This window comes from Arthrobacter sp. ZGTC412 (assembly GCF_002929215.1).
Taxonomy (GTDB): Bacteria; Actinomycetota; Actinomycetes; order Actinomycetales; family Micrococcaceae; genus Arthrobacter.
Map to the genome: position 1 here is coordinate 103848 of NZ_PJII01000007.1, position 24025 is coordinate 127872.

The 24025-nt window shown below is 64.9% G+C and carries 21 protein-coding genes and 1 pseudogene; 12 read left to right on the forward strand and 10 right to left on the reverse strand.

The annotated features are described in order from the left end of the window. Positions 1 to 21: 21 nt before the first annotated feature. Positions 22 to 237: a hypothetical protein gene (locus CXQ88_RS10810; protein WP_104044172.1), complete on the reverse strand. Its 216-nt coding sequence runs from the start codon at positions 235 to 237 to the stop codon at positions 22 to 24. A gap of 356 nt (positions 238 to 593) precedes the next feature. Here CXQ88_RS10810 and CXQ88_RS10815 point away from each other — a divergent pair, with 356 nt between their 5' ends. From CXQ88_RS10815 to CXQ88_RS10825, 3 genes are all read left to right on the forward strand, one after another. Further along, positions 594 to 1685 (forward strand): SDR family oxidoreductase, encoded by a 1092-nt coding sequence (locus CXQ88_RS10815; RefSeq protein WP_104044173.1) that lies wholly within the window; start codon positions 594 to 596, stop codon positions 1683 to 1685. 208 nt (positions 1686 to 1893) lie between these two features. Then, positions 1894 to 3507: a peptide chain release factor 3 gene (locus CXQ88_RS10820; protein WP_104044174.1), complete on the forward strand. Its 1614-nt coding sequence runs from the start codon at positions 1894 to 1896 to the stop codon at positions 3505 to 3507. A 5-nt stretch (positions 3508 to 3512) separates the two neighbouring features. Next, on the forward strand, positions 3513 to 4757 hold the full coding sequence (locus CXQ88_RS10825; protein WP_258061816.1) for a beta-ketoacyl-[acyl-carrier-protein] synthase family protein: 1245 nt from the start codon (positions 3513 to 3515) through the stop codon (positions 4755 to 4757). A 107-nt stretch (positions 4758 to 4864) separates the two neighbouring features. On the opposite strand, the gene CXQ88_RS10830 is transcribed toward CXQ88_RS10825, so the two are convergent. The 5 genes from CXQ88_RS10830 to CXQ88_RS10850 form a co-directional block, all read right to left on the reverse strand. Then, the gene (locus tag CXQ88_RS10830) at positions 4865 to 6211 is read right to left on the reverse strand and encodes an MFS transporter (protein ID WP_104044176.1); all 1347 of its coding nucleotides are present in this window, start codon (positions 6209 to 6211) and stop codon (positions 4865 to 4867) included. Positions 6212 to 6358: 147 nt separating this feature from the next. Beyond that, a complete protein-coding gene (locus CXQ88_RS10835; protein ID WP_104044177.1) occupies positions 6359 to 7687 on the reverse strand; it encodes an enolase C-terminal domain-like protein in 1329 nt (442 codons plus the stop codon). Continuing rightward, entirely contained in the window at positions 7684 to 9288 is a 1605-nt protein-coding gene (locus CXQ88_RS10840) for an aldehyde dehydrogenase (NADP(+)) (RefSeq protein ID WP_104044178.1), read from the reverse strand. Before CXQ88_RS10840 ends, CXQ88_RS10835 begins: the two co-directional genes overlap by 4 nt. A gap of 41 nt (positions 9289 to 9329) precedes the next feature. Further along, positions 9330 to 10244, reverse strand: a complete 915-nt coding sequence (gene kdgD, locus CXQ88_RS10845) for a 5-dehydro-4-deoxyglucarate dehydratase (protein WP_104044179.1) — start codon at positions 10242 to 10244, stop codon at positions 9330 to 9332. Positions 10245 to 10381: 137 nt separating this feature from the next. Continuing rightward, entirely contained in the window at positions 10382 to 11266 is an 885-nt protein-coding gene (locus tag CXQ88_RS10850; RefSeq protein ID WP_104044180.1) for a LysR family transcriptional regulator, read from the reverse strand. Positions 11267 to 11408: 142 nt separating this feature from the next. On the opposite strand from CXQ88_RS10850, the gene CXQ88_RS10855 reads away from it, so the two are divergent. The 5 genes from CXQ88_RS10855 to CXQ88_RS10875 all read left to right on the forward strand — a co-directional run bounded on the left by CXQ88_RS10855 (position 11409) and on the right by CXQ88_RS10875 (position 15233). After that, positions 11409 to 12413, forward strand: a complete 1005-nt coding sequence (locus CXQ88_RS10855) for a Bug family tripartite tricarboxylate transporter substrate binding protein (protein ID WP_104044181.1) — start codon at positions 11409 to 11411, stop codon at positions 12411 to 12413. Between the two features lie 5 nt (positions 12414 to 12418). Continuing rightward, positions 12419 to 13003: a tripartite tricarboxylate transporter TctB family protein gene (locus CXQ88_RS10860; protein ID WP_104044238.1), complete on the forward strand. Its 585-nt coding sequence runs from the start codon at positions 12419 to 12421 to the stop codon at positions 13001 to 13003. Between the two features lie 9 nt (positions 13004 to 13012). Beyond that, the gene (locus CXQ88_RS10865) at positions 13013 to 14551 is read left to right on the forward strand and encodes a tripartite tricarboxylate transporter permease (protein ID WP_104044182.1); all 1539 of its coding nucleotides are present in this window, start codon (positions 13013 to 13015) and stop codon (positions 14549 to 14551) included. After that, complete coding sequence (locus CXQ88_RS10870) at positions 14548 to 14952, forward strand: universal stress protein (RefSeq protein ID WP_104044183.1); 405 nt, start codon at positions 14548 to 14550, stop codon at positions 14950 to 14952. Before CXQ88_RS10865 ends, CXQ88_RS10870 begins: the two co-directional genes overlap by 4 nt. 107 nt (positions 14953 to 15059) lie before the next feature. Then, positions 15060 to 15233, forward strand: a complete 174-nt coding sequence (locus tag CXQ88_RS10875; protein WP_258061817.1) for a hypothetical protein — start codon at positions 15060 to 15062, stop codon at positions 15231 to 15233. 49 nt (positions 15234 to 15282) lie between these two features. On the opposite strand, the pseudogene CXQ88_RS10880 reads toward CXQ88_RS10875, so the two are convergent. Beyond that, positions 15283 to 15767 (reverse strand): annotated as a pseudogene (locus CXQ88_RS10880) (NUDIX domain-containing protein). Positions 15768 to 15885: 118 nt separating this feature from the next. Between CXQ88_RS10880 and CXQ88_RS10885 the strand changes: the two are divergent. Beyond that, on the forward strand, positions 15886 to 16155 hold the full coding sequence (locus CXQ88_RS10885; RefSeq protein ID WP_104044185.1) for a hypothetical protein: 270 nt from the start codon (positions 15886 to 15888) through the stop codon (positions 16153 to 16155). Positions 16156 to 16200: 45 nt separating this feature from the next. On the opposite strand, the gene CXQ88_RS22310 is transcribed toward CXQ88_RS10885, so the two are convergent. The 3 genes from CXQ88_RS22310 to radA all read right to left on the reverse strand — a co-directional run bounded on the left by CXQ88_RS22310 (position 16201) and on the right by radA (position 19394). Further along, positions 16201 to 16458: a sensor histidine kinase gene (locus CXQ88_RS22310; protein ID WP_306736739.1), complete on the reverse strand. Its 258-nt coding sequence runs from the start codon at positions 16456 to 16458 to the stop codon at positions 16201 to 16203. Then, complete coding sequence (locus tag CXQ88_RS22315; protein WP_258061819.1) at positions 16340 to 17389, reverse strand: sensor histidine kinase; 1050 nt, start codon at positions 17387 to 17389, stop codon at positions 16340 to 16342. The genes CXQ88_RS22310 and CXQ88_RS22315 overlap by 119 nt, the downstream gene beginning before the upstream one ends. Before the next feature lie 631 nt (positions 17390 to 18020). Beyond that, entirely contained in the window at positions 18021 to 19394 is a 1374-nt protein-coding gene (gene radA, locus CXQ88_RS10895; protein WP_104044186.1) for a DNA repair protein RadA, read from the reverse strand. 226 nt (positions 19395 to 19620) lie between these two features. Between radA and CXQ88_RS10900 the strand changes: the two genes are divergently transcribed. From CXQ88_RS10900 to CXQ88_RS10910, 3 genes are all read left to right on the forward strand, one after another. Beyond that, positions 19621 to 21555 (forward strand): beta-glucoside-specific PTS transporter subunit IIABC, encoded by a 1935-nt coding sequence (locus CXQ88_RS10900; RefSeq protein ID WP_104044187.1) that lies wholly within the window; start codon positions 19621 to 19623, stop codon positions 21553 to 21555. Between the two features lie 42 nt (positions 21556 to 21597). Next, positions 21598 to 23016, forward strand: a complete 1419-nt coding sequence (locus tag CXQ88_RS10905) for a glycoside hydrolase family 1 protein (protein WP_104044188.1) — start codon at positions 21598 to 21600, stop codon at positions 23014 to 23016. 137 nt (positions 23017 to 23153) lie between these two features. Next, positions 23154 to 24020, forward strand: a complete 867-nt coding sequence (locus tag CXQ88_RS10910; RefSeq protein WP_104044189.1) for a PRD domain-containing protein — start codon at positions 23154 to 23156, stop codon at positions 24018 to 24020. Positions 24021 to 24025 lie beyond the last annotated feature (5 nt).

Sequence of the window (24025 nt, forward strand, 5' to 3'; positions counted from 1 at the left end):
TCGTGGGCTTGCCGCGGGGAGTCAGCGGGTCCGCTCCTCGAGCATCCGCTCCAGGTCTTTGCTGACCTCGGTAAGGGACGCTGCCCTGAGGGCCTTCTGTTCGGCAGCTGACTGGGTCCCGCGCAGCCTGGAGGTTTCCGCGGGCCGGACGGCGCTGCGGACCTGGATTCTGGCGGGAGCCAGGCCGGTGGCCAAAGGATCAAAAAACAGGGTGCCGGAGAAGGAAACGCCCTGCACTGCTGCTCAGGCCCTAACTTGGCGGTGCATCGGACTGCCGTACGTCATCATGCGGCCACGCTAGCCGGGCGGGATTTCGCGGCATTGAACTTCCTGTTTCGCGGGTGTTAAGGGGCCCATAAATTTACCGTGGCAGAACAGATCCTGGCTTGCCGCCTGTTCCCGCCCCAAGGAACCAAACCTCCCGGGATGCCGTGCAGCAGCGCCGGCGGCAAGGAATATCTGCCGGGGTCAGCGCCTTGTCGCTATTAGACCGACGGCGGCTTACCACTGCCGTGCCCGCCGCGTTCGTCCCCGCCGGAGCCTGACCACCTGGCTGAGGTGGGGCACGAGCGGCACCGACCAGTAGGAGCACCATGGATTTCGGCACAGGAACAACAACAGGTACCGGGCGCACGGCTCTCGTAGTAGGGGCCACCGGCATCGCCGGGTCAGCCCTTGTGGACAACTTGGCTGCCGGGGGCTGGTCCGTCCTTGCCTTGTCCCGCAACCCCGGAGCGGAGCGTCCCGGTGTTCGCTGGCTTTCCGCAGACCTGACCTCGGCTGAGTCATTGACAACCGTGCTGGGGCCGGAGAATCCCTCGCATGTCTTCTTCACGGCATGGTCGCGGCGTGACACCGAGGAAGAAAACATCACCGTCAATGCCGGCATGGTCCGTGATCTCCTCGCGGCACTCCGTGGCAAGGACGTGGCCCACGTTGCGCTGATGACCGGGCTCAAGCACTACCTCGGACCCTTTGAGGCGTACGCAGCCGGAGAGATGGCTGACACGCCCTTCCACGAGGAGGAGCCGCGCCTGCCGGTGCGGAACTTCTACTACGCGCAGGAGGATGAGCTCTGGGCCGCAGCGGCTGATCAAGGATTTACCTGGTCCGTGCACCGCGCGCATACGGTCATCGGGCACGCGGTGGGCAATGCCATGAACATGGGCCTCACCCTCGCCGCACAGGCGACACTCTGCCGGGAGAACGGAGAGCCGTTCGTCTTTCCAGGATCCGAGACGCAGTGGAACGGCCTGACCGACATGACGGAGGCCGGCGTGCTCGCCGAGCATATGATCTGGGCAGCCACCACACCGAAGGCCGCCAACGAGGCCTTCAACATCGTCAACGGCGATGTGTTCCGCTGGCGCTGGATGTGGCCGAAGCTTGCGGCCTACTTCGGTGTGGAGTGGGAGGGGTTCGAGGGGAAACCCCGGACCCTTGAACAGTCCATGGCAGGGCGCCAGAACCAGTGGAGGGAACTTGCCGGGCGCTACAACCTCAGCGAGCCGGAGTTGGATCGCCTGGCGTCCTGGTGGCACACGGACGGCGACCTGGGACGCAACATCGAGGTAGTGACAGACATGGGCAAGAGCCGGGATGCCGGGTTCACCGGATACCGGCGGACGCTGGACGCGTTCACCGCACTCTTCGACCGCTACCGGGCAGAGAAGCTCATTCCCTGATCATGGTGCCGGTTTCCAGCCGGATTGCTGGCCGGGGGGAACAGGCGGGCGGAGTGGGAGCGGGTGGAGCATAAGGCTTTGCCGCTGCCGGTTGCAGCCCTGCGATAAACTGGAACTTGGCTGTTCGCCAGCCCGTTCCCCGGCCCCCAGCCGCAGCGCCTGATGAGGCAGTGCCCGGGGTTGCCCAAACCGCAGCGAAAGTAGCACCGTGTCCCAAGATGTCCTCACCCCCGCCCGAATCTCGGAGATTCACAAAGAAGCGGGCCGACGCAGGACCTTTGCTGTTATTTCGCACCCTGACGCCGGCAAGTCCACGCTGACCGAGGCGCTCGCGCTGCACGCCAAAGTCATCGGCACCGCCGGTGCCTCCAGCGGCAAGGCCAACCGCAAGGAAACGGTCTCGGACTGGATGCAGATGGAAAAAGACCGCGGCATCTCCATCAGTTCGGCGGCGCTGCAGTTCTCCTACCGGGACACCGTCATCAACCTCCTGGACACCCCCGGCCACGCCGACTTCTCCGAGGACACCTACCGGGTGCTGGCGGCCGTTGATTGCGCCGTGATGCTCGTGGACGCGGCGAAGGGCCTGGAAACCCAGACCATGAAGCTGTTCGAGGTCTGCAAGCAGCGGAACCTGCCCATCATCACCGTCATCAACAAGTGGGACCGTCCGGGCCTGGATGCGCTGGCGCTGATGGACGAAATCACCGAGCGCACCGGGCTGCAGCCCATGCCGCTGACGTGGGCCGTGGGCATCTCCGGCGACTTCCGCGGCGTCTGGGACCTTCGCAATGACCGCTTCGCCCGCTTTCAGCGCAACAATGCCGGCGCGCAGATTGCCCTCACCGAGTACTTCACCCCGCAGGAAGCAGCCGAAAGCCAGGGCAGCAACTGGTCCGACGCGGTGGACGAGGCCGGTCTGGTCATCGAATCGAACCTGGAGTTCGACGTCGAAAGCTTCCATGCCGGTAAGGCCACCCCCATCCTGTTCAGCTCCGCCGCGCTGAATTTCGGCGTCAAGGAACTGCTGGACGCGCTGGTGGACTTCGCTCCGTCGGCAGCTCCGCGGCCGGATGTCGACGGCTCCCTGCGTCCGGTGGCGTCCCCGTTCTCCGGTTTCGTTTTCAAGGTCCAGGCCGGCATGAACAAGGCCCACCGGGACCACGTGGCCTTCATCCGAGTCTGCTCCGGCGTCTTCGAGCGCGGCATGGTGGTGACCCAGACCCGCACCGGAAAATCCTTCGCCACGAAGTATGCGCAGCAGGTGTTCGGCCGGGAACGTGAAGTCATCGACGAGGCCTACCCCGGGGACGTCGTGGGCCTGGTCAACGCATCTTCCCTGCGTGTGGGAGACAGCCTCTTCCTCGAGGACGCCGTGGAATACCCCGCCATCCCGCTGTTTGCCCCGGAGCACTTCCAGGTGGCCCGCTCCAAGGACCCCAGCAAGTTCAAGCAGTTCCGCCGCGGCATCGAACAGCTCGAACACGAGGGCGTTATCCAGGTGCTCCGCTCCGACGTCCGCGGGGACCAGGCGCCGGTGCTCGCCGCCGTCGGCCCCATGCAGTTCGAAGTGGTGGAGGACCGGATGGCGCACGACTTCAGCGCACCCATGCGGCTGGAACGCCTGCCCTACTCCCTGGCCAGGATCTCGACGGCGGACGCCATGCCCGCGCTGGCGAACGTACCGGGCGCCGAGGTGCTCCTGCGGTCCGACGGCGAGTACTTGGCGTTGTTCAACGATGTTTGGGCCCTTCGCCGGATCGAAAAAAACCACCCGGACCTCACCCTCGTGCCCATCGGCACGCACAACCCTGCAAAGTAGGAACCGTGAACCCAGTGCAACCCGGCGCAGCTCAACCCCGCGCATTGATCACCGGCGCCGGCACCATTAATCCGCTCGGTTCCTCCGTGGCCGCAACCTGGTCCGCGCTGGTTGCCGGCAAGTCCGGCATTGCACCGCTCAAGGATCCGTGGGCGGAACAGCTGCCCGTGAAGATTGCAGGGCAGGTCACCACTGATCTCTCCGGGCACCTCAGCACCCGCGAGATGAAGCGCATGGACCGCTGCGGGCAGCTTGCACTTATCGCCGCCCGCGAAGCCTGGGAACAGGCAGGCGCCCCTGAGGTGGATCCCGAGCGCTTCGCCGTGGTGATCGGCTCCGCTTACGGCGGGCTCGGCTCCACGCTGGAGCAGGACCGCACCCTTGCGGAATCGGGCCCGCGCAAGGTTTCGCCGCACACACTCACCCGCCTGATGGTCAACGGCCCGGCGGCCTGGGTTTCCATCGACCTCGGTGCCCGCGGTGGCGCCCGGACCCCGGTCAGCGCCTGCGCGTCCGGGGCGGAGGCTATTGTCCAGGCAGCCGAGATGATCCGCTCCGGTGCAGCCGACGTCGTAATTGCCGGCGGCGTTGACGCCTCGGTTAACGACCTGGTGATCACCGGCTTTTCCCAGATCCGTGCGCTGTCCACCCGCCCCGGGGATCCGCAGCGTGCGTCACGCCCGTTCGACGGCGGCCGCGACGGCTTTGTCCTCGCGGAGGGCGCCGGCGTGGTGGTGCTGGAGAGTGAAGAGCACGCCCGTGCCCGTGGCGCAGCAGTGCTGGGTGCCGTGGCAGGCGGAGCGGTGACGTCCGACGCGAACGATATTGTGGCCGCTGATCCTGCCATGCAGCGGAGGGTCATGCAGAAGGCGCTTGAGTCCGCCGGCCTGGCTGCCGAAGACATTGGGTTCATACATGCCCATGCCACGTCCACACCTGTAGGGGACCGGCTCGAGGGCCAGGCCATCAATGCGATCTTCGGCCCGGGCATTCCGGTCACGTCCACCAAGGGCCATACCGGCCACCTGCTGGGCGGAGCCGGTGCGCTCGCGGCCGTCGTGGTGGTTGAGGCCCTGCGCACCGGGATGCTCCCCGGAACGCTCAACGTCCAGGAGCTGGATCCCGAGGTGGACCTTAATGTCGTCACCGAAGACGTCCGCCAGCTCCAGCCCGACAATGCCCCGGCCGGACTGGTGAACGCCTTCGGTTTCGGCGGGCACAGCGTTGCTTTGGTGATTACGGGCTCGTAGCCCAAACGCCCGGGACGGTTCAGCCGGTCGCCGCAACGGTGCGGGGACGCCCGAACGCTACAGCGTCCCGGCACCGTTCCGGCGACTCCGGCGCAATCGGTCCGTCCCTAGGCCCGGCTCGGAACCCGCGCCTCCACGCTAAGGTCCTCGGCGGCCGGCTCAGTTTCGGTGCGGCGTTCCTTCACGAAGTACACCAGGCCGGCAGCGATGGTGGAGGCTGCGGCCAGCGCAAACAGGCCGGGGATGACGCTTCCGGTCTGCTCCTTGATGATGCCGAAGCCGAACGGGGCAACGAATCCGCCCAGGTTGCCCAGCGAGTTGATGATGGCGATGGCCGGAGCCAGGACCAGCGGGTGCAGCCCGGACTGCGGGATGGTCCAGAACAGCGGGGAAGCGCTCTTGAAACCCATGGCGGCAACGGCCAGGAACACCAGGGCCATGACGGGCGAGGCGATGGCTGCCGCGAAGGTGCCGACTGCGGCGACCAGGAGTGCAATCACCAGCAGCGGCCGCTTGGACTTGGCTTTGTCCTGCCATTTGGCGGCGAAGTACATGGCGAACACGGCGCAGATCCAGGGGATGGAGGACAGGAAGCCGACCGTGAGGTCGGTGGTGCCGGGGATCTGCTTGATGATGCTGGGCAGCCAAAAGGTGTTGGCGTAAATGGACAGCTGTACGGAGAAGTAGATGCCGCACAGCAGCAGGATCTGCGGGTTCAGGAGCATCTTCCAGCGGTTGATCTTTCCGCTGTCGGCCGTGGTGTGCTGGGCGTCCTCATCGGCTATGGCCGTGGACAGGGCATCCTTTTCGGAGGCGGTGAGCCACTTGGCGTCCTTGATTTTGGCGTCCAGGAGGAAGAACACGGTGATGCCCACAACGACGGACAGGGCGCCTTCGAAGCCAAAAAGCCACTGCCAGCCGCGCAGGCCCAAGGCGCCGTGGAGGCTGAGCAGCATACCGGCGATGGGGCCGGACAGCGCTGCTGCGATGGACGAGCCGGCGATGAAGATCGCGGTCGCTTTGCCGCGCTGGCCGGCGGGGACCCAGCGGGCAAAGTAGAAGATGACGGCAGGGAAGAACCCGGCTTCGGCCGCGCCCAACAGGAAGCGCAGGACGTAGAACATGGTCTCGTTCTGCACGAACGCCATCAGGAAGGAAACGATGCCCCAGCTGACCATGATCCTTGCCAGCCAGACCTTGGCGCCGTACTTCTCCATCATCACGTTGCTGGGAAGTTCAAAAATGGCGTAGGCGATGAAAAACAGCCCGGCGCCGAACCCGTAGGCGGCGGCACCGATGCCGACGTCAGCCTGGAGGTGTTCCTGCGCGAACCCGATGTTTGACCGGTTGAGCTGGTTGCAGACCAGCATGACCAGCATGATGGGCAGGACGCGCTTGAAGAACTTCTTCGTGGCCGAGGCCACGTCCGCGACAGCATTGTCCACAGACATCATTTAATGTTTCCTTTGGAATAGGTAACGCAGGCCGGCTGCGGGTTCCTGAAAGTAGTGGGGCCGGTCACAGCGACCCCACTACTTTACTGGACGGCAGGCAGCAGTCAGTTCCCGAACGCTGCTGCCCGGCTGGTTGCCTGACCGCTGCTAGCGGACCAGGCAGGGCCGCTTGGGGTCGAAGGACCAGCCGTCGATGTAGTACTGCATGCCGATGCTGTCGTCACGGGCGTCGAGGCCGTGCTGCAGGTACAGTTGGTGGGCCTTGTCCAGGGCTTCGCGGTCCAGATCGATGCCGAGGCCGGGGGCGTCCGGAACCTCGATGGCGCCGTCCTTGATCTGCAGCGGTTCCTTGGTAAGGCCCTGGCCGTCCTGCCAGATCCAGTGCGTGTCCAGTGCCGTGATCTCACCAGGAGCGGCGGCACCCGTGTGGGTGAACATGGCCAGCGAGATGTCGAAGTGGTTGTTCGAGTGCGATCCCCAGGTGAGGCCGAACTCGTGGCACATCTGGGCCACCCGGACCGAGCCGTGCATGGTCCAGAAGTGCGGATCGGCCAGCGGGATGTCCACGGCGTTGCTGCGGATGGCGTGCGACATCTCCCGCCAGTCCGTGGCGATCATGTTCGTGGCCGTCTTCAGCCCGGTGGCACGCCGGAATTCGGCCATGACCTCGCGGCCGGAGAAGCGGCCTTCGGCGCCGCACGGGTCCTCTGCGTAGGCTACGACGCCCTGCATCCTCTTGCCCAGCCGGATTGCTTCGTCCAGGAGCCAGCCGCCGTTGGGGTCCAGTGTCACCCTGGCGTCCGGGAAGCGCTTGGCCAGCGCCGTGACAACATCCACCTCGTCGTCGCCGGACAGTACGCCGCCCTTGAGTTTGAAGTCGCTGAAGCCGTAGCGTTCCTGGGCAGCTTCGGCCAGCGCGACGACGGCGTCCGGCGTCATTGCCTCCTGGCGGCGGAGCTTTTCCCAGCGGTCAGCCGGAGCGTCCTCCACGAGGTAGGGCAAGTCCGTGCGGGCGTGGTCGCCGATGAAGAACAGGTAGCCGAGCATCGGCACCGAACTGCGCTGCTGCCCGTCACCCAACAGTTCCGCCACGGGTACACCGAGGAACTGCCCGTGCAGGTCCAGCAGGGCCGATTCGACGGCGGTGACGGCGTGGACAGTGGTGCGGAGGTCGAAGGTCTGCAGGCCGCGGCCACCGGCGTCGCGGTCAGCGAACTCGGCCGCAACCTCCCGGAGGAGTGAGCGGTAGCGGGCCACCGGTTTCCCGTTGATCAGCGCGCCGGCTTCCTCGATGGTGGTGCGGATCTTCTCGCCGCCCGGGACCTCTCCCAGGCCGGTGCGGCCCTCAGAATCGGTAATGATGACGATATTGCGGGTGAAGAAGGGGCCGTGAGCGCCGCTGAGGTTCATCAGCATGCTGTCATGGCCGGCAACCGGAACTACTTCTACGCGGGCAACGGTGGGCTGGTTGTTCATGCGCTGACCTCGGCTTTTTCTGCAGCAGCTACTACTTCGCCATCGATCCGCCGGTTGAGGTGCCAGGGGTTGGCATCCTGCAGCGCCTCCGGGAGCAGTTCCTGGGGGAGGTTCTGGTACGCGACGGGCCGCAGGAAACGGTTGATGGCGAGGGTTCCCACGGAGGTGGTGCGGGAGTCGGAGGTAGCGGGGAAGGGGCCGCCGTGGACCATGGCGTGGCCTACTTCAACGCCCGTGGGCCAGCCGTTCACGATAATGCGGCCCACCTTCTGCTCAAGGACCGGAAGGAGGCGTGCCGCCGTCGGGTAATCCTCTTCGGTGAGCTGCAGCGAGGCGGTGAGCTGGCCTTCGATTCGGGTGGCGGCCTGCAGCAGATCCTCGACGGAGGTGTAGCGGATCACCAGGGATGCGGCGCCGAAAATTTCCTCGTGCAGGACGCGGTTGCTGGTGAATTCCGTAACGCCGGTGCCAAAGATGGTGGGGGCGGGGGCGTTCTCGGTGGGGCCCGGAGTGCCTTGGCCGATGACCTGGACGCCGTCGGCGCTGCTGAGGTTTTCGGCTCCGGTGTTCCAGGACCTGGCGATGCCTTCAGTAAGCATGGTCTGTCCGGCGCTCGCGGAAACAGCGCGGCCGACGGCGGCGGCGAGTTTGTCTCCCAGCTCGCCTTCGGGGGCGAAGAGCAGGCCGGGCGAGGTGCAGAGCTGGCCGGAGCTGCCGGTGACGGCGGTGACGTACTGCTGGGCGAGGGCGTCGATGTCGCCCTTGAGGGCGCCTTCGAAGACGAAGACCGGGTTCAGCGAGGACATTTCCGCGTAGACAGGAATGGGCTCGGGGCGGCCCGCAGCGGTGCGCATCAGGGCGACGCCGGCTGCCTGGGATCCGGTGAAGCCGACGGCCTTGATCGCGGGGTCGGCCACGAGGGCCTGGCCGATGCTCGCCCCGGGGCCGTAGATCAGCGAGAAGACACCGGGGTGCAGCCCGTTGTCCTTGACCGCTTTGGTGATGGCCTGGCCGACGAGTTCGCTGGTGCCCGGGTGTGCGTTGTGTGCTTTGAAGACCACCGGGCAGCCCGCGGCGAGGGCGGAAGCAGTGTCTCCACCCGCCGTCGAGAAGGCCAGCGGGAAGTTGCTGGCACCGAACACGGCGACGGGGCCGAGGGGGATCTGGCGCTGGCGGATGTCGGCCCGGGGCAGCGGAGCGCGCTCGGGGATGGCGGGGTCGATGCGGACGCCGCGGAAGTCGCCCTGCCGGACGACCGTCGCGAAGAGGCGAAGCTGGCCGGTGGTGCGGGCGCGCTCGCCCTGGAGCCGGGCCGCCGGAAGGCCGGTCTCCTGGCCGGCGCGGACAATCAGTTCGTCCCCAATTGCCTCAATGTTGTCCGCGATGGCTTCGAGAAGGCTGGCGTGGGTTTCCGGGTCAAGGGTACTGAAGGACGGGAATGCCTCGGCGGCGGCGGCCGTTGCTGCCCTAAGCTGCTCCTCGGTGAGCAGCGTGTAGGTGGGCTCCAGCGCCTGGTTGGTGGCCGGGTTGAAGCCAAAAGTGGTTTTGCCTTCGCCGGCAGTGGGCTGTCCGGCGATCAGTGAGTGTCCGGTAAGGGTCACGGTGGTTCCTCCTAGTGAAGGGTGGATCAGGAGTCGGTTGATCAGGAAACGCTGGCGATGAGGGCTTTGAGGTCCGCGAGGTCCTGCTCGGCGAGGTTCTGCAGCGGCGGGCGGACCGGCCCGGCGGAGCGGCCAATGGCGTCAAGGCCACCCTTGACGATGGATACCGAGTAGCCTTTCACGCGGTCGCGGATGTCCAGGTACGGGATCACAAAGTCGTTGAGCTTCTTGTTCACGGCCACGCGGTCGTTGTTGCGCACATCCTGGTAGAAATCCAGGGCGAACTGCGGGACGAAGTTGTACATGGCGCTGGAGTAGGTGCTCATGCCGAGCTGCAGCAACGGCAACGCGAATGTTTCGGCCGTGGGCAGGCCGCCCAGGTAGAAGAGGCGGTCGCCGAGCTTGGCGTAGACGCGGGCGTCGTGCTCGAGGTCGCCCACGCCGTCCTTGAAGCCGATGAGGTTCTCGTGGCGGTCAGCCAGGGTGGCCACCGTGGTGTCCTTGTAGATGGCGTTGGCCCGGTTGTAGATGATAACGCCGAGGGACGTGGCGCTGCAGATGGCGCTGACATGCTCGGTCAGTCCGCCCTGGTCAGCCTCGGTGAGGTATGGCGGGAGGAGCAGGAGTCCGTCGGCGCCGGCCGCTTCGGCAGCCTTCGCGTTCTCGATGGCCTGGGCGGTGGATCCGCCGGCAGAGGCGAGGACGGGAACCTGGCCGCCCACTTCTTCGACGGCGGTGCGGACTACGCGCTCTGATTCGGCCGGGGTCAGCGAGAAGCCTTCACCGGTGCCGCCGGCGGCGAAAAGGCCGGCCACCGGGAAGCTCGCCTGCCACGCCAGGTGCTTGCGGTAGTTCTCCTCATCGAACTGCAGCTCGGCGTCGAACGAGGTGACAGGGAAGGACAGCAGGCCTTCCTTGAGGGTGTCCGCCAGTTCCTGGGGTGAGTACTTTGCCACGGTGTGGTCCTCCGGTGTGTGTGCCGCGGGCGGCGGGCTGATGATTCCCTTCCAGACTAGGAGCGTCGCTGATGCCTGTCTAAGTGCATTTGTGTATGTATTGATACCTTCCAGGCATGATGGTGGTGCCGTTCACCTTATTCCATGGCGAACTCGAGGTCCCGCAGAAGGCGGGCCAGCGCAGGGTTGGTAATCCTGCGGTTCCAGATGGCATGGAGTTCCACCTGTTCGCTGTCACCCACGGCCAGCGGCAGGAACTCAACACCCTTGATGCCCAGCAGGGTGGCCGAGTGGGGCACAAAGGCCACGCCCCGGTTTGCTGCAACCAGCGAGACCATTGTCAGGATCTGGCTCACGGTGTGCACAACGTTGGCATGGTTGAAGGGGAGCGTCCGGACCACCAGGTCGTAGAAGTAACGGGCCTGGGTGGCGGAATGCATGATCAACGACTCCTCCTTGAAGTCCTCCGGCGAGATATCCCGTGCCAGCAGCGTTAAGGGGTGGCGGGACGGGACGGCCAGGACCATGGACTCGCGGTAGAGCAAGTGGGAGTCGAAGGTCTCCTTGTCGAACGGAGGGCGTGCCAGGCCGAGATCGAGTTCGCCTGTCAGCAAACCGTGGAGCTGCTCGCCCGTCACGAGTTCCTGCAGGTCCACATCCACGTCGGGGATGATTCCTGAAAGCTCCTCCAGCAGCGGCCCCAGGATGCTGAAGCCGCTGGCCGCGGTGAACCCGATGCGGAGAACGCCTGAGCGTCCCGAGGCGATCCGCCGCGCCGTTACCGGCGCCCGTTCGGCAAGGGCCATGAGGCGGCGCGCCTCCTCCAGGAACGTCTGTCCAGCGTTCGTCAACTCCACTTTTCGGTTGTCCCGCTCAAGCAGTTCAGCCCCGACGATCTTTTCCAGCTTCTGGATCTGGCGGCTCAGTGGGGGCTGCGTCATGTTCAGCCGTTCGGCTGCCCGTCCGAAGTGAAGCTCCTCCGCGACGGCAATGAAGCCGGCCAGCTGGTCAAAAGTAAACATGATGCCTTCCAGGTATCAAATGATGCAGATTTGGGCTTAGACATGCATCATAACCACTCCCTACACTCGACACAGCGAACGGGGTGACCCGCTTCACAGATGTTCCGGGCCCCAACGCCCGCCGTGCCAACTAGGAGTTCCAATGATGCACTTCCCCACACGCCGCACGATTCTCGGAGCGGCATCCGCCGTCACGCTCTTGGCGCTGACGGCATGCGGCAACGTCGCCGGCGGCGGCACGGCGGATTCCGCCAAATACCCGTCCGGCCCCGTTAACCTCTCGGTGGGCCAGGCTGCCGGTGGCAGTACAGACCTGATCGCCCGCGCCCTCGCCGAAGGTGCTTCCAAGACGCTCGGCCAGCCGATGCCCGTGGTCAACAAGCCCGGCGCCAACGGCGCCCTCGCTACTAAGGAAGTAGCCGGCAAGCCCGCTGACGGCCAGGAGCTGGTGCTGCTCAACGCATCCCTGATCACCATCACCCCGCTGGCAGTCAGCGCCGATGAAGCCGTGAACATTGACGACCTGGACATCATTGCCGGTTTGTCCCAGGACGACTACGTGCTGGTAGCCAGCGCCGAGTCCGGATTCAAGACCTTCAAGGATGTGACCGCAGCAGGACGCAACGTCACCTTCGGCACCACCGGCGTCGGCACCGGAAGCCAGCTGGCACAGACCGTGCTCTTCAAGCAGGCGGACGTCAAGGGCACGGACATCCCCTTTGACAGCGGCAAGCCCGCCCTGACGGCTGTCCTCGGCAACCAGGTTGAGCTCGCCACCATCCAGCTCGGCGAAGCGATGCCGCAAATCCAGGCCGGAAAGGTAGCCCCGCTCCTCGTCTTCTCCGAGGAGCGCACCAGCTTCCTTCCCGATACGCCTACGGCAAAGGAAGCCGGCTATGACGTCCCGGTTGCCCAGTACCGCGCAGTGGCTGCCCCGAAGGGTACCCCGCAGGAGGTCAAGGACAAGCTGCTCGCAGCGTTCCAGGAGTCGTTCAAGTCCGACGCCTACAAGGAGTTCAACAAGAAGAACTCGTTGACTCCGAAGGAGATCTCCGGCGAGGAAGTTGTGACGGAGTGGAAGGGCTACGCAGCGAAGTACAAGGAACTGGTGGAGAAGTACGACATCAGCCTGAGCGGAAATAAGTGATTCCTGTGAAAGGAACCCCCGCAGCACCGGCCGGGGGCAGCAGCCACACTGCTGCCCCCGGCGGGGATGCCCCCCAAACCCTTCCTGACGAAGGCCTGGATGACCTGACGCCCGAGCAGCTGGCGGCACAGTGGGAGGAGGAAAAACCTCCCGCAGCCGGAGCTCTCGCGAACGCTGCGTCATCGTTGGTGGTTCTCGGCGTCGGCATTGGTGCGGCCATTCTTTCGATGGCCATGGGACTGGGCACGCCGTCCGCCCCGCAGCCTGGCCTTTGGCCGTTCATCATCAGCTGCGTCATGGTGGCCCTGGGACTGTTCCAGCTGATTGCCGGCCGCCACAACCGGGATGCGGAAAAGTTCACGCGCATGTCCACCGCGCCCTTGACCGGTCTGGTGACCCTCATTGCCATGGTGGCACTGATGCCGCTGATCGGCTTTGAACTGCCGGCCCTGGTGCTGTGCGTCATCTGGATGCGGTTCCTCGGCGGTGAAACTTGGCGCTCCACCCTTGTGGTCAGCGCGAGCGTTGTTATTGGTTTCTATGCCATCTTCGTCCTCGCGTTGAACACCTCCATTCCCCACCTCTTCTAGGAGACCCCCGTGGATTTTCTGAATCCCGTTATCAACGGATTTGCGGTTGTCCTGGAGCCGACCAACCTCCTGTACTGCCTGCTCGGCGTCGTGATCGGCATGATGGTTGGCGTGCTGCCGGGTTTGGGGCCGGCGGCAACCATCGCCATCCTTCTTCCCCTCACTTACAACGTGGAGCCCGTCACCGCGATCATCATGCTGGCGGGCATCTTTTACGGCGCGCAATATGGCGGAACCATCACCTCCGTGCTCCTCCGGCTGCCTGGTGAGGCGTCGTCGGTTGTGACTGTCTTCGACGGCTATCAGATGGCCAAACAGGGAAGGGCTGGAACGGCCCTGGGCCTGGCATCCATCGGTTCCTTCATCGGGGGAACCGCCGCCATCATTGGCCTGACCTTCCTGGCTCCCCTTGTGGCGAGCTTTGCGCTGGATTTCGGCCCGCCTGAGTACACCGCACTGGCGATGCTCGGAATCCTCCTCGTCGCCACCATCAGCAGCGGGTCCAAAGCGAAGGCGCTCATCGCCGCTGCACTCGGGCTCCTGCTCGCCACGGTTGGCCGGGACATCTTTACCGGCGAAAGCCGCTTCACGTTCGGCAGCCTGCCGCTCGCCGACGGCATCGATTTCGTGCCGATCGCCATGGGCATCTTCGGTTTAGGTGAGATCCTCTACAACCTCGAGGAACGCCACCGGGCGGCCAAGGCGCCGTCAAAGGTGGCCAACGTCTGGCCCTCCCGCAAAGACCTCAAGCAGGCTTCCGGAGCCATCGGCCGCGGATCCGTCCTTGGCTTCTTCCTGGGAATCCTCCCCGGCGGCGGTGCCACCATTGCCTCGATGGCCTCGTACGCCATGGAGAAAAAGCGTGCCAAGCAGCCTGAACGCTTCGGCAAGGGCGCCCCGGAAGGCGTCGCCGGACCGGAAACCGCCAACAACGCCGCCGCAACCTCCTCCTTCATTCCGCTGCTGACCCTGGGCATCCCGGCCAACGCCACCATGGCGCTGATGTTCGGCGCCCTGCTGATCCAGGGTGTTACCCCCGGCCCGCAATTGGTGGAACAGGATCCGGAGCTCTTCTGGGGCGTGGTGAACTCCATGTACATCGGCAACATCCTGCTGCTGATCATGAGCCTTCCGCTGGTGGGGATCTTCGTGAAGATCCTCCGCGTCCGGGCCGCCATCCTGGCGCCCGTCACTGCCCTCATCACGCTGCTGGGTGCCTACACCATCAATAACAGCATGTTCGACGTGACGCTCGTGGTGGTCTTCGGCATCATCGGCTACCTCATGAAAAAGTTCGGGTTCGAACCGGGCCCCCTGGTACTGGCCTTCGTGCTCGGTGAACTGCTGGAAAGCTCGATGCGCCGTTCCCTGCTCGTCTTCGGCGGCGATCCCCTCGGCTTCTTCGGACGCCCCATCTCTGCCACCCTGCTGGTGGTCTTCGTCCTGGTAGCTGTGCTTCCGGCCGTCCGCACTGCCATCGCCAAGCGCAAGCGCAATTCAACTGCCACAACACCAGCCGTCACGCCGGACATCAAGGAGAAGGTATGAGCATCATCGTCGGATTCGTCCCAACACCCGCAGGACAGGCCGCACTCACGGCAGGCATAGCCGAAGCGAAGCTCCGGAACGAGGACCTTGTAATCGTCAACTCGGCGCGGCAGGGTGCCCTGGTGGACAAGTCAGTGGCGACGGAGGACGTCCTGGCGCAGGCGGCCAGGCGGGCTGCCGACGTCGGAGTAACGGCAACCGTCATTCAGCCGCCCTACCAGCACGATCTGGCCGATGAGTTCCTTGACGTCGCCAGGGAGGTTGACGCCTCGCTCATCGTTATTGGCTTGCGGCACCGCACCCAGGTGGGCAAGTTCATCCTGGGCAGCCACGCCCAGCAGATCCTGATGCAGGCCGACCGTCCCGTCCTGGCCGTCAAGGCCGACGGCGGCAACTTCTAAGGCCGGTGAGGGGAAGCGCCATGTACAACCACAATCCCACCGGCCGTAGCCCAGCACCTGCAGCTGCCCCTGTCCCTGACTGGTCCAGGCTGTGCAGGAACGATCACGTGGAGGTACGAACGGCGGGTGGGGCTGTGATGTCCGGAACCATCGACATGATCGCCGCCGACCGCAGCGTCTTCTGGATGATCAGGAACGATGGCGCCGGGCGGACCATGCTCTTTGCCGGGGACGGCGTCGCTGTCATCAAGGTGCCGCAGCGGGAACAGGCCGCTGCTTGACTGTGCTCCCTGAGCAGGTGCTGTTGGAGTGTTCCTGCAGGCATTGTTCCTAGGACTGCCCGCGTACATGTTCCGCCAGGGCGTCAAGGACCGGCAGTTGGCCCTTCACAAGCTTGAGCCGGGCTTCCGCCTCGGGAAACCAGCGGGCGTCGTCGATCTCGGGATAGTGCTGGATCCTGCCCGAACCTTTGGGCCACTCCAGCGGGAAGGTGTTGCTGACGATCTGCTCCGGCCGGAAGTCCTGCTCCGCCGTGAAAACTGTGATGATCTTGCCGGACGGCTGCCGGACGGCTGCCGGAACTGTCCGAGATGCTGGTAGTCCGCGGCGGGGGCCGGGGAGCCCATTTCTTCGGCGAATTCCCGCAGGGCCGCCGCCAGCGGTTCCTCATCCCCGGTATATTCACCCTTCGGGATTGACCACGCATGTGCGTCCTTGCGCGCCCAGAACGGTCCGCCCATGTGAGCTATCCAGACCTCCAGGCCACCCGGGTCAGTCCTCCTGTGCAGCAGTATTCCTGCGCTGAAAACCGGCATCTGCCCTCCACGTGCTGAGAAATTCATAACGAACGGAAACTGCCGTCCAGCGTTAACCTGCAGTTCATGGTGCTGCTTTAGGTTATTCCTTCAGGCACTTTGCTCGAAGGGACCCGTCATGGCCAACATCGCTGAGGTTTTGGGACGGCTCACGCCGGATGAACTTGATGAACTTCGCACTCTTGGCCCACAGGGCCACCTGCCGCGGTACCTGGTGGACGCACTGGACCGTGCGGCCGGCGGACCCGGGTCGGGCCGTGGCTATTATGTGCCCACCGGAAACGTCAGCGCTACCGGCGGCCCGCTCCTGGTGCTGCGCAGCGACGTTGCCGGCTGGCTCTTCAACGCGCACAAGGACGATCCCGATTCCTTGTCGCAGCACAGCTAGGGCCAGCCGGCCAGCCAGCCGTGACGGGGCAAAGGTCCATGGTCCCTAGCTATCAGCACACGGGATGGTGAATGTTGCGGTGGTACCCGCACCGGGAGTGCTGTCGAGGCTGATAGAGCCGCCGTGCGCTTCAACAATCGTTTTGCTGACCGGCAAGCCCAGGCCGGCGCCCGGGATTGCTGTTTCACGGGACCGCGCTGACCGGAAGAACTTCGTGAACGCCTGCTCCTGCTCTTCGGCGCTCATGCCCACCCCTGAATCCGTGATCGAACAGACAAGCTCTGCCCCGTTCCTTCGTGCCAGAGCTGTGATCTGTCCCCCCTCCCTGCGAATACTTGATGGCGTTGGAGAGGAGGTTGCCAACCACCTGGCGGATCCGGTTCGGGTCCACCCGGGCGGGCAGGGGCTGCTCGACGTCGAGGACCAGTTGGATCCCGTTCGTTGCAGCTTTGGGAGTGGTCGAGTCAACTACTTCGGTCAGCAGCTTGGCCAGGTCCGTGTCCTCCAGAGACAGTTCCACGCGCTCCGACGCAACGGCGATGAGGTCGTTAACCAGGCCCAGCAGATGCTGGGCATTGCGGTGCACCACCAAAAGCTCCGCCTGGATCTCCTCGTGGTCGGGCTCATCCAATACCAGCTCAAGATAGCCGAGGATCGATGTCAAAGGTGTGCGCAGCTCGTGGGAAACGGTGGCAACGAAATTGTCCTTGGCCGCCAGTGCGCTGATCAGGGTCGTCACGTCCACGAATGTAAGTATCGAACCGCCGTCCTCCCCTTCGCCCGCACGTATGCCGTGGGCGCCCACCGTATAGGCACGCTGTTGTGCTTGATCGGCCGGGTCTCCGACCCAATACAGCTCGTCTGCAATGGTGGAACCGCTGATCGCGCGCGATACAGGCGACAGGGGCGGGGGCACGGGGCAGGACCCGTCGGCGAGGTAAAGCCCGTCGTGGCCAGCCGTCTCCGTGAGGGCTGCCAGCGCGGGATCAGCCTGCATGGCCTTGTTCGTCAGGACGGTCCTGCCCTCGGCATCCACCACCCAGACGCCAATTCCTACTGCTGCAAGCACCTCATCCAGGAGGCGCTGGCGGCGCATGTTTTCCGCGAGTGTTTGCGCAAGCTCATGTTCGCTGTGCAGAAGTCTCTGGCGTTGCCGGAGAACGATGCCAGCCACGGCATACGCGGTCACGGCGATAGCCGACATTACAAGGGGCAGGAATATCATCCTGATCATTTCCGGCGGAGTCGGAGATGAGCCAACGGTGGCAATGGGGAGCACTGTGCTGAGCACCGCCCCGAAGATGGCGAGGAAAAGCATGTGCGGGCGGCGGCGCACGGAAAGCCAAACGACGGGGAATACCAGCAAAAGGCTCAGGACGTTGAAGGCCGGCCCCCCCTGCTTCCCTTGTGAACCCGATTGCTATGCAGTCAAGGATGGGAATAGCCGCAGAGGCGCCAACGGGCAGCCTCGCCCAAGGCATGGCGAGGCAGGCAGCGAAGATCGCCGTGTGGGCCAGCAGTGCCAGACGGAACATGTCGCTTGCCAGCGTGGCCGGGCTGAACGTCGCCGCAGCTGCCACTACCAGGCAAACAGTGAGGGTGAGGGGCAGTTGGGCCAATACCACCCGGCCCCGGACCCCAAGCTTTCCATACAGCGAATCAACGCGGTCAGCAAGGGGGCCGTTGATGGCCAGTTCCCCGGCATCGGCCACAGCTATGTCCGACTCTTGACGTTGCTTCAGCAATCCGGCCCCCCAGCGCAGAAATAAAACCCTTCGGCTGCCCGAAGGTAGCTCCAGAGTACCGGTGACAGCAGGACTTGGTCCGGTATTAAAGACCCGCGAACTCCAGTCAAGCAGCAAGTCCTATCCAATCAGCAGACTCAGGGCCTCCGTCAAGTGCTCCACTTCGCGGACCGAGAAGCCGGCCGGCACGGGCCCCGGCCCCGCGTGGCTTGCGGGGACAACGGCGTGGGTGAACCCCAGCCGGTGTGCCTCCTGGATGCGTTGGTTGATGCCGGGGACCGGGCGGACCTCGCCGGCCAGGCCCACCTCGCCGAAGGCAATCAGCCGGATGGGCAGCGGTTTGCGGGCCTTTGCCGAAGCCACCGCAAGGGCAACAGCAAGGTCCGTGGCAGGTTCACTCAGCTTCACGCCCCCCACCGTGGCCACGTAGGAATCGTCTTTGTGCAGCTGGGTACCCGCGCGCTGCTGAAGGACGGCCAGCAGCATGGAAACCCGGGAACTGTCCAGGCCGCTGGTGGCCCGTCGCGGCTGCGAGTTGGGGCTTTCAGCAAGCAGCGACTGCACCTCGGCCAGCAGCGGACGCCGGCCCTCCATCGTCACGGTGATGCACGTGCCTGAGACCGGCTCCTTGGTGCGGCTGACGAACAGGCCGCTGGGATCGGTGAGCCCTTCGATGCCGTTCTCGTTCAGGTCGAAGCAGCCGACGTCGTCGGTGGGTCCGTAGCGGTTCTTGACGGCGCGGAGCAGCCGCAGCCGGGAGTGGCGTTCGCCCTCGAACTGGCACACCACGTCCACCAGGTGCTCCAGCAGCCGCGGCCCGGCGATGGAGCCGTCCTTGGTTACATGGCCTACCAGGAGGGTCGTCATGTTCCGGCGCTTGGCCGCGGCAATGATGGACGCGGCAACCTCACGCACCTGTGAAACACCGCCGGCGCTGCCATCCACATCGGCACTGCTGAGGGTCTGTACGGAGTCCACGATCAGGAGCCGGGGCTCGATTTTCTCAACCTGACCCAGCGCCTGACCCAAATCCGTTTCCGCGGATAGGTACAGCGATTCAGCCACGGCGTCTATGCGCTCCGCACGCAACTTCACCTGCGCGGCGGATTCCTCACCGGTCACATAGAGCACGTCCTGCGCCGTCCGGGCAAACTTCGCCGCGACGTCCAGCAGCAGCGTGGACTTGCCGACGCCGGGTTCGCCCGCCAGCAGGATGACGGCGCCCGGCACCAGCCCGCCGCCCAGAACCCGGTCCAATTCATCGACACCAGTGGGCAGAAAGGCGGCAGTGGTGGCGTCCACCTCGGCGATCCGTCGTGCCGGCTCCAGAACAATGGTGGCCGCCGTCGTACGCGCAACAGCGGCTCCCGTTTCCTCAACGGTGCCCCACGCCTGGCACTCACCGCACCGGCCCACCCATTTGACGGTGGTCCAGCCGCACTCGGCGCACTTGTAGGCGGGCGCCTTGGACGCCCGGGAAGTCTTTGTTGCCATGGCTTCCACCCTAGTGGCGGGCCCTGACATTCCCCGTGTGGCGGGGGCCGAGCCACCAAGACGCGCGGGAAAGCACTTGCCGGTGACCACGGCCACATGTATAGTCGAACACCGAAGGCAATTTCGCCTACAGGATTGTTACCCGGAAATGGGGCAAGACCTGAGAAGCACAATACGTGCGTCTCGGGTCTTTTTTTGTGCCCAAAAATAGACAGAGAGGTCTGACATGCCAAGTGTGGACTACCGGTCGCTGGCCGGAGATATCTTGCAGGGAGTGGGCGGCGAGAAGAACATCGCCAGCGCCACCCACTGCGCAACACGGCTCCGGCTCAAGCTGCGGGACGATGCAAAAGCCGATACGGCTGCCATTGAAAAGCTGCCCGGCGTCATCACGGTTATGAAGGCCGGCGGCCAGTACCAGGTGGTCATCGGCAACAACGTCCCCACGGTCTACGCCGAACTGGGCAAGATCACCAAACTGACCGGCGACGACGCCGGCGCCAACGATGAACCGGTTGCGCATGGCAACCTCTTCAACCGCTTCATCGACCTGATCTCCTCGATCTTCTCGCCGGTCATCTGGCCGCTGGCCGCGGCCGGCCTGCTCAAGGCATTCCTGAGCATGGCCACCCAATTCGGCTGGCTGGACCCCGCATCGCAGACCAACGTGATCCTGGCGGCCACCGCGGATGCACTCTTCTACTTCCTGCCCATCTTCCTGGCAGTCACCGCCGCGAAGCGGTTCAAAACCAACCAGTTCACGTCCATGGCGATCGCCGGCGCACTGGTCTACCCGAGCATCGTGGCGCTCTCTGCGCAGGCCGAACCGGTTAACTTCGCCGGCATCCCCATGGTGATGATGAACTACACCAGCTCGGTCCTCCCGATTATCGTGGCGGTCTGGCTGCAGGGCTACCTGGAGCGCTGCCTCACCCGAGTGCTTCCCTCCGCCATCCGCAACTTCACCACCCCGCTGCTGACCCTGCTGGTTATGGTCCCGCTGGTCCTGCTGACCGTCGGCCCCATCACCACCTTCGCCGCCCAGGGCCTCTCCGCCGGCATCAACGCCGCCTTCACCTTCGCGCCGTGGCTCGCCGGCGGCATCATGGGCGGCTTCTGGCAGGTCTTTGTCCTCTTCGGCCTGCACTGGGGCCTGGTCCCGGGCATGCTGAACGAGATCGCCACCCAGGGCTACTCCCTCCTGCTCGGTCCACTGCTCGCGGCCGTGTTGGGCCAGGCCGGCGCAACGCTCGCTGTTATGTTCCGCACCCGCAACAAGGCCCGCCGCACCGTAGCCGGCCCCGCAGCCCTGTCCGGATTCCTCGCCGGCATCACCGAACCCGCCATTTACGGCGTGAACCTGCCGCTGAAGAAGCCGTTCTACTTCGGCATCGCAGGCGGCGTAATCGGTGGCGCCATCGCATCTGCCGGCGGCAGCGGCGCCACGGCATTTGTGTTCCCGTCCCTCCTCGGCCTGCCGGCCTTCAGCACCGTGGGCAACTTCGGCCTGCAGCTCCTGGGCACCGGCACAGCCGTCGCCATTGCCTTCCTCCTGACCTTCTTCTTTGGCCCGCGTGAGGAGGCAGCGGCGGAAGCGTCCGACGCCGGTACGTCCGTTCCCGAAACCGCTGCTGATACGCCGGCAGCAGCTGCGCCCGTCCCAGCTTCTTCTACCAGCGCCACGGCCACCAGCACCGCTGTCACAGGCACCGTTGACGTCCTTGCCCCCGTCGCCGGACAGGCAGTTGCGCTGGCCGACGTCCAGGACAAGGTGTTTGCTTCCGGCGCCATGGGCAAGGGCCTGGGCATCATCCCCGCAGACGGCCGAATCTACTCGCCGATCTCCGGCTCCATCAAGGCGGCCATGAAGACCGGCCATGCCTTCGGCATCAAGTCCGACGACGGTGTGGAGGTCCTGGTCCACATCGGCATCGACACCGTCCAGCTGCAGGGACGCGGCTTCGAATCGGCAGTCAGCCGCGGCCAGCAGGTCCGTGCGGGAGACCTGCTCGCCGTCGTCGACCTGGACGTGGTGACCGAGGCGGGCTACGACACCACCACCCTGGTGATGGTCACCAACACCGCCCAGCTGGCCGACGTAAACCCGGTGGCCGGCGGCACCCTCGCCCAGGGCGACACCGCCATCACCGTCCAGGTCTGAGCCTAAGTCCCCACTCCACTTTCCAGTCCTACTGATGAAGGAATGATTACTGTGACCACCACTTTCCCCGAAGGCTTCCTCTGGGGCGGCGCCACCGCCGCCAACCAGATCGAAGGCGCCTACAACGAGGGCGGCAAAGGGCTCTCCATCCAGGACGTGATGCCGAAGGGCATCACGGAGACGCCCACGGAGGGCCCGACGCCGGAGAACCTCAAGCAGGTAGCGATCGACTTTTACCACCGTTACGAAGAGGACATCGCCCTCTTCGCGGACATGGGTTTCAAGGTGTTCCGCTTTTCCATCGCGTGGAGCCGGATCTTCCCGCTCGGCGACGAGGAAACCCCCAACGCCGAGGGCCTTGCGTACTACTCCCGAATCCTCGACGAACTTGAGAAGCACGGCATTGAACCGCTGGTGACCATCAGCCACTACGAGACCCCGCTGCACCTGGCCCGGAAGTACAACGGCTGGACCAACCGCGAGCTGATCGGCTTCTACGAGCGCTACTGCCGCGCGCTCTTTGAGCACTTCGGCGGCCGGGTTAAGTACTGGCTGACGTTCAATGAGATCAACTCGGTAATCCACGAGCCGTTCCTCTCCGGCGGCATCCCCACGCCCAAGGAACAGCTCACCAGGCAGGACCTCTACCAGGCCATCCACCACGAGCTGGTGGCTTCGGCGCGGGCCACCAAACTGGCCCACGAACTGATGCCCGGCGCCCAGGTTGGCTGCATGATCATCGCCCTGCCCACCTACCCGCTGACGCCGGATCCCTCTGACGTTGTTGCCGCGATGCACACGGCGCAGGACAGCTACGCGTTCGGTGACATCCACTGCCGTGGCGAGTACCCCGGCTACCTGCTGCGCTACTTCCGCGACAACGGGATCGAGCTGGACATCACCGCGCAGGACCGCGAGGACCTGAAGAACACGGTGGACTTCGTGTCCTTCAGCTACTACATGAGCATCTGTGAAACGGCCGACCCCGCCAAGAAGGTCAAGGGTCCGGGCAACATTATGGGCGGCGTTCCCAACCCCACCCTTAAGGCTTCCGAGTGGGGCTGGCAGATCGACCCGCAGGGCCTCCGGGTGGCGCTTAACGACTACTGGGACCGCTGGCAGAAGCCGCTGTTCATTGTGGAGAACGGCCTGGGCGCGGTGGACCAGCTGGAGGAAGTCGACGGCGAAAAGACCGTCAACGACGACTACCGCATCGGCTACCTCAATGACCACCTCGTGCAGGCCCGCGAGGCAGTCAGGGACGGGGTCCAGCTCATGGGTTACACCTCGTGGGGATGCATCGACCTGGTCAGCGCCTCGACCGCGCAGATGAGCAAGCGCTACGGTTTCATCTACGTGGACCGCAACGACGACGGCACCGGCTCCATGGAGCGGTACCCGAAGAAGTCCTACGGTTGGTACCAGGAAGTCATCGCCACCAACGGCGCGAGCCTGAAGTAGGGCCGCAACCCTGAAAGACTAGGGCCAGCTCAGAGGCTGGCACCCAGCCGGAACCATCCGGCCGGGGCGGCAAAGGATCCACCCTTTCCGCTCCGGCCGGCACCAGCAGTCCCGCTCAACGACGAAAGGAGGACGACGTGGAGGTGTTGCGCGTTTTCAACAACAACGTCGTCCTCGCCCGCGCCGCCGACAGGGGAGAGGTCATCCTCACCGGCCGCGGCCTGGGGTTCCAGGCCAAACCCGGCCAGCAGGTGGACGAAACCAAGGTGGTGCGCGTCTTCGTCCCGGAAGACGGCCGCAACGCCGACAACTTCGGCGCCCTGGTGGCTGCCATCCCGCCCGAACACCTAACGCTGGCAGACCAGGCGCTGGAAATCGCCCGCGGGGGAATGACAGGACCGCTGAACTCCACCACGGTGGTGGCACTTGCAGACCACCTCAGCTTCGCCATCAAACGGCTGCGGCAGGGCCTGAACATCGAATACCCGCTCCGGGCCGAGGTCGCCCACCTTTATCCCGACGAGCTGCGGATGGGGCAGCAGATCGTCGATTTCGTCAACGACAGGCTCGAGGAACAGCTGCCCCGCGACGAGTCCGTTGCAGTGGCACTCCACCTCGTCAACGCAGGCTTCGCCAGCGGCGACCTGTCCTACACATACCAAATGACCGGCGTCTTCGCCCAGCTCTTCGAAGTCCTGGAGCAGGCCTATGGCCGCGCCTTTGACCGGGAAACAGTCAACGCCGCCCGGTTTATCACCCACCTGCGCTACTTCTTCGTCCGTGCGCATACCGGACGGCAGTTGGCGGAAGGATCAACCGGACTGGGATCCGCCATCCGCGAAGCATACCCCGAGGCCTTCGGCACTGCCCTGAAGCTGCAGGCTGTCCTGGAACTCCGGCTCGGCGAGCCTCTCACCGATGACGAAGTGACCTACCTGACCCTTCACGTGGCCCGGATGGCCGACGACCTTCGCCTCAGCCAGGGCGCCGAAACCGGCAGCTGAACCAA